The organism is Sphingomonas sp., from assembly GCF_030145815.1.
In the GTDB taxonomy this organism is placed as follows: Bacteria; Pseudomonadota; Alphaproteobacteria; order Sphingomonadales; family Sphingomonadaceae; genus Sphingomonas.
The window spans coordinates 21485-32499 of sequence record NZ_JAIXHL010000022.1 but is presented as its reverse complement, the minus strand read 5'-3'; the positions used below and the strand labels follow the sequence as shown (position 1 = coordinate 32499).

Here is an 11015-nt window from a genome sequence, read left to right as displayed (position 1 = left end):
GGATCAGGCGTCCGTCCGCGGCGGCAGCAGCCGGTTGGCGAAATAGAGCAACAGGTGCAGCACCACCGCCGCGCTGATCGGCCCGATGATGTCGGGCACCAGCATCCCGTCGATGCGCGATCCGGTGCGCAAGCCGAGCGCAACCACCAGCAGCAAATGCCAGGATTCGCGTTGCAGCGCGACGACATTGTAGATCGACCACAATGCCAGCACCGGCGCCATCAGCGCGGCGAACAGCCCGACGCCCAGCCAGCCGGCCGTCCAATAGCCTTCAGCCGGGATGCTTGGGCTGGTCGATGAATTGTAGTTGCCGTTGGCGCGAAAGGTGAAGTCGCGCCCGATATCGGTGATGATCGGTTTGTCCGGATAGACGATGCGCGGAATCCACACGATGAAGATGTCGCGCAACGTGTCGCCGGGAATGCCCTGATCATACAGGCTGATCGCGAACGATCCGGCGTTGACATAGCTCAGGCGTGCCCAACCGATCTGGAAATCGGGTTCGTTGGGCCGGGTCTGCTCGACGCCCGCGGCGCGCGCATTCAGCACCTGAATCGTTTCCGACAGCACCGCCCGCCCGGTTTCGCTGCGCGTGACCAGCCCGCGTGCCTCGGTCACGATGTCGGCCACCACGAAATAATAAGGCACCAGAATGCCCACGATCAGCATCAGCCGCCGGAACGTCACCTTGTGATACAGATAGGCGAGCGGAAGCATCAGCGCCGGGAACATCGCGGCATATTTGCTGAGCTGAACGATGCCGACGATCGAATCGACCACGGTCAGCGCGAATACCAACCAGAACCAGCGGCGGCGGTCATTCTGCAATGCCCAATAGCCGACCAGGAAATAGCCGACATAGGCGAACTGGCCGAGCTGGATGATGATGTTGGGCAGGGTGAACTGGATGATTTCCAGCGATGCGGGATAGATCAGGAAATAGTTGATGACCGTCCCGATGCCCAGGAACGTGAAGCCGATCGTCTCGGTCGTCAGGTTGCACGGCGAAATGAACTTCAGCGTCTGACGGCTGAGGCTGCGCGTGCGGAGCGGGCCGACGATGCCGGCCACGAACACCAGCAAACATCCATGGAACATTGCCACGACGATGTTGAACTTGAGCACGTCGCGCGGGTAAAAATCGAAAAAAGTCGCGAGCATCGCCCGCGTCTCGTCGTTCAGGAACAGCGTGATCAGCGACCCGATGCCGAGATAGCCAACCACGCCGATCCGGTACCATAGCAACGGCGACCACAAGGTGTGGCGATTGGTCAGCACCATGCGATAGATCGCCCAGCCGACCACGAGCGAAAGCAGCATTGGGCCGGCATAGTTGGCGAAGGTGCTGGCGACGCCGCCATAGGCGATCGCGATGCCATAGAAGATCAGCAGCGCGAAGGTGCCGGCAATCTCCTGGATGGTCGGCATCAGGCCGGCCATGGGGTCTTCGCGCGTTGCGGCCGCCGGGACGACGCGAGTGCGTGTCTGCGGCAGAGTCCAGCGCTGTGCGCCGACCGCCATCAGCTGCGCGACGCCAGCGCGATGCAATCCGCGCCGTCCCAGATGACGGTATCGAGCGTGAAGCCGCGGCGGTCCAGTTCCGCCAGGAACGCTTTCACATCGCCGCCAAAGGCGTGGATCTCGATCCCGATCCGGTCGGACATGTCGAGCAACCGGCTTTGCGGATCGAGCAGGAAATATTCGCTGCCCTCGATATCGCATTTCAGGAATGCGATGCGATCGATTCCATAGCGCGCGATGAAATCGGGCTCCGACAGCCGCTCGGCATCGGTGTAGCTGGGGTCGGTGGCGACGTCGCTGATCTGCTGCGGGCTGAAGATGCCTACGAACGCGCGGCACAGGGTGGCGCGGTCGGCAAAGCCATTGGCGGCCATCGTCGCGTGAAATTTGGCGACGTTGCGCGCGCCCGGTTCGACCGCGATCACGCGCGCCGTCGGGTTGCTCGCCAGCGCCATCGCGCTGAAATTGCCCATATTGGCGCCGAGATCGACGACCAGACCATGGTCTGGGATCTTCAGGAACCCATCGCGCGAATAGACTTCGCGGACCCAGATTTCGCGCAGTCCGCTGAACGCCTGTTCGCCTACCAGCTTTGCGGTAGCGGAACCGTGGCGCGCCACGAACGGACCCTCGCCCATCGCCTTGTCGGCGGCGAGCAGGTTGCGCGTCTTGAGCGCGGCGGGCATCGTCACCGCGACCGCACCTGCCCATTGCAGCGCGCGCGCCGGCCCGGCCACGCGGATAATCCCGAAAAAGTCGCGAAGCAGCTTGCCAATCATTCCGTTTCTCGACGCGGGCGGCCGCGGGATGCGGCGGGATAGGGCCGCGACCGGCAATAGTCAGAACCTTGCTGCGATGCACGCGGATTTTCGGTCTTTCGCACAGGCTTGGTCCGGTTCAGGCGGCTGCCGCGTTTCGCGACCGTGCATCCAGCCGCGCATTGATCCAGCGCAGCAGCGGTCGCTCGACGAACTGATAGACCAGCACGCCCAGCACCACGCCGCTTCCGACAATCAGCGCGATCGCAATCACGCGCGTTTCCGGCCCGGCCAGCCCGACGCTGCCGATCAGCCGTCCCAGCACGCGCTGCGGAATCTCGTGCCACAGATAGATGGCGTAGGAGGCATTGCCGAGCAGCATCATCACCGCGTGCATCCGCCCCCGGAACCGGATCGCGGGATCGGCGAGCACGACAACCCAGATCGTCGCGGCCACCCCGAACCACGGGGTCAGCGCACGGGCGGCGCGCTCGGCGCCCTCGGGCGCGACCGGGCCGAGCTGCAGCGCCACATCGCGCGTCGCCGCCCAGGCGAAGATGACAAGCCCCAGCAAGCCGAGCGCAACCTTGCCCCATGCCGGGATCGCCAGGCGCGCGCGGACGATGAAAAAAGCGAGGACACCGAGCGAAAACAGGAAGGCATAGGCCGAACCGACGAGCGGGGGGATCGTCCGCCCCTCCGCCAGCCCTGGAACCATCACCAGCGCATAGCCGACAGCGCCCCAGGCCAGCAGCGCGGCGATGAACAGCCAGCGGCGGATAAAGGCGAGCAGGAACAGCGCGTAAAACGCCATTTCATGCGTCAGCGTCCATAGCGCAGGGGGCGCATAGGCGAAATCGAACGGAATCAGGGTGAGCGACACGAGATACTCGATCGGCCGCATCGGCATGCCCGCGGCAAAGCTGAGCGCCGCCCAGGCGATCACCACCAGCGCAACCGGGGGATAGATGCGCACCAGCCGCTTGCGGATATAGCCGGGCACCTCGCCCGCCGCACCGATCCGGTCGTAATGAATCCAGCAGATGATGAAGCCGCTGAGCACGAAGAAGAGCTCGACCCCGGCATGGCCGAACAGGAACATTGCTTCCCAGCTCTGCACCGGCTGGTAGCCGCCCGGTCCGAACACGCAGGCGGCGTGATAGAGGACGACGAGGATCGCCGCGACCTCCCGGAAATATTGGAGCGACGGCAGCAGCTTAGTCGATGAGTCTGTCAGAACCGACGCATTTCCAACCATGGTGTCACCCCCGTAACGATTCACTCCTTTAATGGAACAGAATGGCGCTGTCGCCTTGATTGCGGCGTTGCGGCAAAGCGCCTATCTGGACCGCAACAACGGGAACTCCACGTGGTCTTGTCGAAGCTCAAAACACTGTTTGGGGCGTCTGCCGCGGCGCAGGCCGCGTCGGCGGCGCTGCCCGATGGCGAGCGCGTCTATGCGATCGGCGATATTCATGGCCGGTTCGACCTGCTGACCGATCTGCTCGCGCGCATCGACGCGGATGATGTTGCGCGCGGTGCGGCAAAGACGCGGATCATCTTCCTGGGCGATTTGGTCGATCGCGGCCCCGATTCGGCATCGGTGGTGGAACTGCTGGCGACCGCCGATTTCGGCGATCGGAAGGTCGATTTCCTGCTCGGCAATCATGAGGAGGTGTTCCTCAAGGCATTGGGTGGCAATCTGGAGACGATGCGCTTCTGGCTGCGCATCGGCGGTGAGGAGACGCTGCTGAGCTATGGCACGCCGATCGAGTTGATCGACCGCGGCCTCGCCGACGAGCTGGTGGAGGATTTCCTTCCGCGCGTGCCGTCGCACCATATCGCGTTCCTGCACAAGATGACCGACATGGTGCGGATCGGCGACTATTGCTTCGTCCATGCCGGGGTAAAGCCGCACGTCGCGCTCGACCGGCAAAAGCCCGAGGATCTGCGCTGGATCCGCGAACAGTTCCTGAATTTCGAGGGCGGCTTCGGCGCGACCGTGGTGCATGGCCATTCGATCGCCGCTCAGGTCGAGGAGCTGTCCAATCGCATCGGCATCGACACCGGGGCTTACGCGACCGGACGGCTGACGGCGCTGGCGCTGGAGGGGAGCGAGCGCTGGTATCTCGCGACTGAGGGTGAGCGGGGATAGAACGCAAGGGTGGCTGGACGTCCAGACCTGACCTTACACCCTGTCGTCACCCCCGCGAAAGCGGGGGCCCATCTCCCGGACGGTTGGCTGACTGCGCCGGTGCGGTGCGCCGATCCTGCCGGAGATGGGCCCCCCGCTTTCGCGGGGGTGACGCGTTAGGGGTGCATCGATAGGCTAAGCAACGCTACGTCGATGCGTCCTGACCTCAATCCACCTTCTTCCCCACGCCGACCAGCTTCAACCCGGCGCGCTGCACCTCTTCGGCGGGATATATATTGCGCAGGTCGACCAGCAGCGGCGTGCTGAGCAGCTTCTTCATCCGCCCAAGATCCAGCGCGCGGAACTCGTCCCATTCGGTGACGATCACCAGCGCGTCGGCACCCTCGGCCGCGGCATAGGGGCTAGGGCAGAATTCGACATTCTTGACGAGCGGGCGCGCCTGTTCGACGCCCTCCGGGTCATAGGCGCGGACGATCGCTCCCGCGTCCTGCAGCGTCTGGATCACCGCCAGGCTCGGCGCGTCGCGCATGTCGTCGGTGTTCGGCTTGAAGGTGAGGCCCAGGATCGCGACGGTCTTGCCGCGCACCTCGCCGCCCATCGCCTTGATCACCTTGCGCCCCATCGCGCGCTTGCGGCTGTCATTGACCTGCACCGTCGCCTCGACGATGCGCAGCGGGGTTTCATGGTCGTCGGCGGTCTTGAGCAGCGCCAGCGTGTCCTTGGGGAAGCACGACCCACCATAGCCGGGGCCGGCGTTCAGGAACTTGCGCCCGATGCGGTTGTCCATGCCGATGCCGCGCGACACTTCCTGCACGTCCGCGCCGACCTGTTCGCACAGGTCCGCGATTTCGTTGATGAAGGTGATCTTGACCGCGAGGAAGGCGTTGGCGGCGTATTTGATCAGCTCGGCGGTGCGGCGGCCGGTGAACATCACCGGAGCCGACTGGTTGAGCGAGAGCGGGCGGTAGATGTCGCGCATCACCTGGCTCGCGCCCTCGTCCTCGCTGCCGACGACCACGCGGTCGGGGCGCTTGAAGTCGCTGATCGCCGCGCCTTCGCGCAGAAATTCGGGGTTGGAGACGACGGTGATCCCCTTGTCGGGGGCGATGCGAGCGACGATCCGCTCGACCTCGTCGCCCGTGCCGACGGGCACGGTCGATTTGGTGACGATCACGGTCGGGCCGTCGACCGCTGCGACGATCTCTTCGGCGGCGGCAAAGACATAGGACAGGTCGGCATGGCCGTCGCCGCGCCGGCTGGGCGTGCCGACCGCGATGAACACGGCGTCCGCGCCCTTGACCCCTTCGGCCAGGTCGGTGGTGAAGGACAGGCGGCCCGCCTTGACGTTCGACGCGACCAGTTCGGCCAAGCCCGGCTCATAGATCGGCATGACATTCTGGTGCAGCAGCTCGATCTTGCGCGCGTCCTTGTCGACGCACACCACGTCATGCCCGAAGTCTGAGAAGCACGCCCCGGAAACCAGGCCGACATAGCCCGTGCCGATCATCGCAATACGCACGCTGGAAGTCCCTTTCGTCGCGGCAGTCTGGCCGCCCTATGCACAGCCATAGCGGCCCATGCGACCCAAAAATGGCGTTGCCATGGCAGGGCGCAAGGGCGCGCATATGGCCTGAAGTCGCATAAACAATTACTAGATCGCAGCGCGCGGGCGTGGTCCATAGATGGCCAGCTATGAATTCCCTTACACATCTTGCCCGGCTCGAGGCCGAGAGCATCCACATCCTGCGCGAAGTGGTTGCCGAGGCCGAGCGGCCGGTGATGCTCTATTCGGTCGGCAAGGACAGCGCGGTGATGCTGCACCTCGCCAAGAAAGCCTTCTTCCCCGCGCCGCCGCCCTTTCCGCTGCTCCATGTCGATACGACGTGGAAGTTCAAGGCGATGTACGATCTGCGCGACAAGGCGGCGCGCGACGCGGGGATGGAGCTGCTGGTCCACCACAATCCCGAAGCGATGGCGCGCGGGATCAACCCGTTCGACCATGGCGGGCTGCACACCGATATGTGGAAGACCGAGGGGCTGAAGCAGGCGCTCGACAAATATGGCTTCGATGCGGCGTTCGGCGGCGCGCGGCGCGACGAGGAGAAGAGCCGCGCCAAGGAACGCGTGTTCAGCTTCCGCTCCGCCAGCCATCGCTGGGATCCCAAGGCGCAGCGGCCCGAATTGTGGCGGCTCTACAATGCGCGCAAGGCCAAGGGGGAGAGCATGCGGGTATTCCCGATCTCCAACTGGACCGAGCTCGATATCTGGCAATATATCCGCGCCGAGGGGATCGAGATCGTCCCGCTCTATTTCGCTGCGCCGCGTCCGACCGTGGTGCGCGGTGGCCTCACGCTGATGGTCGATGACGAGCGGTTTCCGCTCGACGGCGAGGAGCCGGTGATGCGCTCGATCCGCTTCCGCACGCTCGGCTGCTACCCGCTCACCGGCGCGGTGGAGAGCGCGGCCGCGACGCTGGACGATGTGATTCAGGAAATGCTGCTGACGACCACCTCCGAGCGTCAGGGCCGCGCGATCGACCATGATCAGGCCGCGTCGATGGAGAAGAAGAAGCAGGAGGGTTACTTTTGACGCGCCACGGAATGCGCAGCGTTCCGAAGCGTCAACCCCGGCGCAGGCCGGGGTCGCCTGCCTCACGCTTCTCGCTCACGACCGCTAGCGGCCCCGGCCTTCGTCGGGGCGACGGATTGGATCTATGACCGACTCCTCCTACCGCCCCGACGCCCTCATCGCGTCCGATATTTCCGCGTATCTCGAACAGCATCAGTCGAAATCTTTGCTGCGCTTCATCACCTGTGGCTCGGTGGATGACGGCAAATCGACGCTGATCGGGCGGCTGCTCTATGATTCGAAGATGATCTTCGAGGATCAGCTCGCCGCGCTCGAAGCCGATTCGAAGCGGGTGGGGACGCAAGGGCAGGAGATCGACTTCGCGCTCCTCGTCGACGGCCTCGCCGCCGAGCGTGAGCAGGGGATCACGATCGACGTCGCTTATCGCTTCTTCGCGACCGAAAAGCGCAAGTTCATCGTCGCCGATACGCCGGGGCATGAGCAGTATACCCGCAATATGGTCACCGGCGCGTCCACCGCCGACCTCGCCGTGATCCTGATCGACGCGCGCAAGGGCATGCTGACGCAGACGCGGCGGCACAGCTTCCTCGCGCACCTGATTGGCATCCGCCACATCGTGCTGGCGGTGAACAAGATGGATCTGGTCGGCTATGACCGCGCGACGTTCGACGCCATCGTCGCCGATTACCGCGCCTTCGCCGAGAGCATCGGCATCGCCGACTTCACCGCGATCCCGATCTCGGGGTTTAAGGGCGACAACATCACCGGCCCCAGCGCCAACACGCCCTGGTATGCCGGCCCGTCGCTGATCGAACATCTGGAGACGGTGCCGGTCGGCGATGACGCGGCGGCGCGTCCGTTCCGCATGCCGGTGCAATGGGTCAACCGCCCCAATCTCGATTTCCGCGGCTTCGCCGGCACCATTGCCAGCGGGTCGGTCAAGCCGGGCGACGCGGTGCGCATCCTCCCCTCGGGCCGCACCAGCACCGTCGCGCGCATCGTCACCTATGACGGCGATCTGGCCGAAGCGGGGCGCGACCAGTCGGTGACGCTGACGCTGGCGGACGAGGTCGATTGCTCGCGTGGCGACGTCATCGTCGCGGCGGACGCCCCGCCCGAGGTCGCCGACCAGTTCCAGGCGACGATCGTGTGGATGGACCAGGAAGAGTTGCTCCCCGGGCGCGCCTATTGGCTCAAGCTCGGCACGCAGACGGTCAGCGCGACGGTGCAGCCGCCGCGCCACGTGATCTGCGTCAACACCATGGCGGAGTTGAGCGCAAAGACGCTGGCCCTCAACGATATCGGCGTGGCGGAAGTCTATACCGACCGGCCCATCGTGTTCGAGCCCTATGCCGACAGCCACGATCTCGGCGGCTTCATCCTGATCGACAAGCTGACCAACGCGACGGTCGCGGCGGGCATGCTCAACTTCGCGCTGCGTCGCGCCCAGAATGTCCATTGGCAGGCGCTGGAAATCACCCGCGAAGCCCATGCAGCGCAAAAGGGCCAGCACCCGCGCCTGTTGTGGTTCACCGGCCTGTCGGGGTCGGGCAAGTCGACCATCGCCAATCTGGTTGAAAAGAAGCTGCACGCGCTGGGCAAGCACAGCTTCCTGCTCGACGGCGACAATGTCCGTCACGGCCTCAACAAGGATCTGGGCTTCAGCGACGCCGACCGGGTCGAGAATATCCGGCGCGTGGGCGAAGTCGCGAAGCTGATGTGCGACGCGGGGCTGATCGTCCTCACCGCCTTCATCTCCCCCTTCCGCGCGGAGCGGGAGCTGGTGCGGCGCATGCTGCCCGAGGGCGAGTTCTTCGAGATCTTCGTCGATACGCCGTTGGAAGAGGCAGAGCGTCGCGATGTGAAGGGCCTGTATAAAAAGGCGCGCGCGGGTGAGATTGCCAATTTCACCGGCATCACCAGCCCCTATGAGGCGCCGATGAACCCCGAGATTCGCATCGATACGCAAGCCATGACGCCCGAAGCCGCCGCCGATCTGGTGGTCGAACATATCCTTGGCATCTGGTCGCCGGTGCTGTGACGATGGTGGATGATGCATTGCTCGCCCGTCAGGTCGCGGATGCCGCCGGAGCGCTGCTGCGGGCGATCCAGGACGATGGTGCCGATGGCGCGCGCGGGGACCGTGAAGCGAATGCGTTGATCCTCGACCTGCTGCGCGCCGCGCGGCCGGACGATCCGATCCTGTCCGAGGAGTCCGCCGACGATTCGGCACGGCTGCGTTCGCGACGGGTGTGGATCGTCGATCCGCTCGACGGGACGCGTGAGTTCGGTGAAGGGCGCGAGGATTGGGCGGTGCATATCGGCCTGTCGATCGACGGCGTTGCGGCGGTCGGCGCGGTCGCGCTGCCCCGGCGCGGAGTCACGCTCTGCACCGCGCAGCCGCCCGAACTGCCCCCGGCTGCAGCAAAGCCGCGGATGCTGGTCAGCCGAACCCGCGCGACGCAGCTGTGTTCGGGCGTGGCCGATGCGATCGGGGCCGAACTGGTCGGCATGGGATCGGCCGGGGCCAAGGCGATGGCGGTCGTGCTGGGGGAGGCGGAAATCTACCTCCACTCCGGCGGGCAGTATCAGTGGGACAATTGCGCCCCCGCCGCGGTCGCCGCTGCCGCCGGACTGCATGTCTCGCGGATCGACGGGTCGCCGATCCGCTATAACGAAGCCGAGCTGTCGCTGCCCGACCTGCTCATCTGCCGCCGGGAGTGGGCGGCACCGGTGCTGGAGCTGGTCGCGAAGAGCGGAGTGTGCGGTTGAGGCAATAATCCTCCCCCGCCAGGGGGAGGTGTCGCCGGAGGCGACGGAGGGGGAGGACGGCCGTGTCCTCAACCCTCTTGCCCCCCTAACCTCTGGCCGGCGTGCTTCCGCCCCCTCCGTCACGCTGCGCGTGCCACCTCCCCCTTGCGGGGGAGGATAGATTTTCGGTCAGCCCTTCGCCGCCGCGACATGCTCGCGGTACCAGCGGACGAATTCCGCCACGCCCTGCTCAACGGAAGTGGTCGGCACCCGGCCGGTGAGCGCGCGGAGCAGGGCGGGCGAGGCTTCGGTCGCGGGGACGTCGCCGGCCTGCATCGGCAGGAAGTTCTTCTTCGCGGTCATGCCCAGCGCTTTCTCCAGCGCGGCAATGTAATCCATCAGCGGGGTCGGCGTGCCACCGCCGATATTGACCACGCGGAACGGCGCGGCGGACGACAGGCTGTCATGCGGGCCGACCGGCTCGCTGCCCGGCACTGCCGAAACGAGATCGACGATCGAGCGGACCAGGTCTTCGACATAGGTGAAGTCGCGCGCCATCTGGCCGTTGTTGTACACGTCGATCGGCTGGTCGCGCAGCATCGCATCGGCGAATTTGAACAGCGCCATGTCGGGCCGGCCCCACGGCCCATAGACGGTGAAGAAGCGGAAAAAGGTCATCGGGATGCCGAACAGATGGGCATAGCTGTGCCCCATCAGTTCGGTCGCACCCTTGGTCGCGGCATAGAGGCTCATCGGCGTCTGGGTGCGCTGCAGCTCGTCGAACGGCATCGCCGTGTTCGCGCCATAGACCGAGCTGGTCGAGGCAGCGAGGAAGTGGCGGACGGGGTTATGCCGCGCCAGTTCCATCAGGTTGAAGGTGCCGACGATGTTGGTGCCGACATAATCGGCAGGATGGTCGATGCTGTAGCGCACCCCGGCCTGCGCGGCGAGGTGGATGACCGCGTCGGGGGCGAAGTCTCTCCACGCCTTTGTCAGCGCGGTCCCATCCTCGATCGAGATGCGCGCCAGCTCGAAATTCTGGTGATTCGACAGGATCGCGTTGCGGCGTTCCTTGAGCGACGGGTCGTAATAGGGGGTGAAATTGTCGACCCCCAGCACCTTCGCGCCGGACTGGAGCAGCAGGCTGGAGGTATGGAAGCCGATGAAGCCCGCAGACCCGGTGACGAGGACGCGGCGATTGGTCAGGTCGGTCATCGTGGTTCATTCCCCATTGGTTTGCG

The 11015-nt window shown here is 65.1% G+C and carries 9 protein-coding genes; 4 read left to right on the top strand and 5 right to left on the bottom strand.

From position 1 onward, the window contains the following. Positions 1 to 3 precede the first annotated feature (3 nt). From KYX69_RS17645 to KYX69_RS17635, 3 genes are all read right to left on the bottom strand, one after another. On the bottom strand, positions 4 to 1548 hold the full coding sequence (locus KYX69_RS17645) for a hypothetical protein (RefSeq protein WP_300499596.1): 1545 nt from the start codon (positions 1546 to 1548) through the stop codon (positions 4 to 6). Beyond that, on the bottom strand, positions 1521 to 2300 hold the full coding sequence (locus KYX69_RS17640) for an FkbM family methyltransferase (protein ID WP_300499594.1): 780 nt from the start codon (positions 2298 to 2300) through the stop codon (positions 1521 to 1523). Before KYX69_RS17640 ends, KYX69_RS17645 begins: the two co-directional genes overlap by 28 nt. Before the next feature lie 118 nt (positions 2301 to 2418). Further along, on the bottom strand, positions 2419 to 3537 hold the full coding sequence (locus tag KYX69_RS17635) for an acyltransferase (RefSeq protein WP_300499591.1): 1119 nt from the start codon (positions 3535 to 3537) through the stop codon (positions 2419 to 2421). 117 nt (positions 3538 to 3654) lie between these two features. Between KYX69_RS17635 and KYX69_RS17630 the strand changes: the two genes are divergently transcribed. Next, a complete protein-coding gene (locus tag KYX69_RS17630) occupies positions 3655 to 4434 on the top strand; it encodes a metallophosphoesterase (RefSeq protein ID WP_300499589.1) in 780 nt (259 codons plus the stop codon). Between the two features lie 205 nt (positions 4435 to 4639). Here the strand turns inward: KYX69_RS17630 and KYX69_RS17625 are convergent, their stop codons facing one another. After that, complete coding sequence (locus tag KYX69_RS17625) at positions 4640 to 5953, bottom strand: UDP-glucose/GDP-mannose dehydrogenase family protein (protein ID WP_300499586.1); 1314 nt, start codon at positions 5951 to 5953, stop codon at positions 4640 to 4642. Between the two features lie 173 nt (positions 5954 to 6126). Between KYX69_RS17625 and cysD the strand changes: the two genes are divergently transcribed. The 3 genes from cysD to KYX69_RS17610 all read left to right on the top strand — a co-directional run bounded on the left by cysD (position 6127) and on the right by KYX69_RS17610 (position 9795). Next, positions 6127 to 7023: a sulfate adenylyltransferase subunit CysD gene (gene cysD / locus KYX69_RS17620; RefSeq protein ID WP_300499583.1), complete on the top strand. Its 897-nt coding sequence runs from the start codon at positions 6127 to 6129 to the stop codon at positions 7021 to 7023. A 124-nt stretch (positions 7024 to 7147) separates the two neighbouring features. Beyond that, positions 7148 to 9064 (top strand): sulfate adenylyltransferase subunit CysN, encoded by a 1917-nt coding sequence (cysN, locus tag KYX69_RS17615; protein ID WP_300499581.1) that lies wholly within the window; start codon positions 7148 to 7150, stop codon positions 9062 to 9064. Positions 9065 to 9066: 2 nt separating this feature from the next. Continuing rightward, positions 9067 to 9795: a 3'(2'),5'-bisphosphate nucleotidase CysQ gene (locus KYX69_RS17610; RefSeq protein ID WP_300499578.1), complete on the top strand. Its 729-nt coding sequence runs from the start codon at positions 9067 to 9069 to the stop codon at positions 9793 to 9795. A 168-nt stretch (positions 9796 to 9963) separates the two neighbouring features. Here KYX69_RS17610 and KYX69_RS17605 read toward each other — a convergent pair whose 3' ends face one another. Further along, positions 9964 to 10989 carry an NAD-dependent epimerase/dehydratase family protein gene (locus tag KYX69_RS17605; protein WP_300499575.1) on the bottom strand — a complete coding sequence of 342 codons (1026 nt, stop codon included), beginning with the start codon at positions 10987 to 10989 and terminating at the stop codon, positions 9964 to 9966. Positions 10990 to 11015: the final 26 nt, after the last annotated feature.

Bases quoted from the DNA above. Each gene is read 5' to 3' on its own strand.
- cysD (WP_300499583.1), top strand. From the start codon at position 6,127: ATGAATTCCCTTACACATCTTGCCCGGCTCGAGGCCGAGAGCATCCAC.
- KYX69_RS17640 (WP_300499594.1), bottom strand. From the start codon at position 2,300: ATGATTGGCAAGCTGCTTCGCGACTTTTTCGGGATTATCCGCGTGGCC.
- KYX69_RS17610 (WP_300499578.1), top strand. From the start codon at position 9,067: ATGGTGGATGATGCATTGCTCGCCCGTCAGGTCGCGGATGCCGCCGGA.
- KYX69_RS17635 (WP_300499591.1), bottom strand. From the start codon at position 3,537: ATGGTTGGAAATGCGTCGGTTCTGACAGACTCATCGACTAAGCTGCTG.
- cysN (WP_300499581.1), top strand. From the start codon at position 7,148: ATGACCGACTCCTCCTACCGCCCCGACGCCCTCATCGCGTCCGATATT.
- KYX69_RS17605 (WP_300499575.1), bottom strand. From the start codon at position 10,989: ATGACCGACCTGACCAATCGCCGCGTCCTCGTCACCGGGTCTGCGGGC.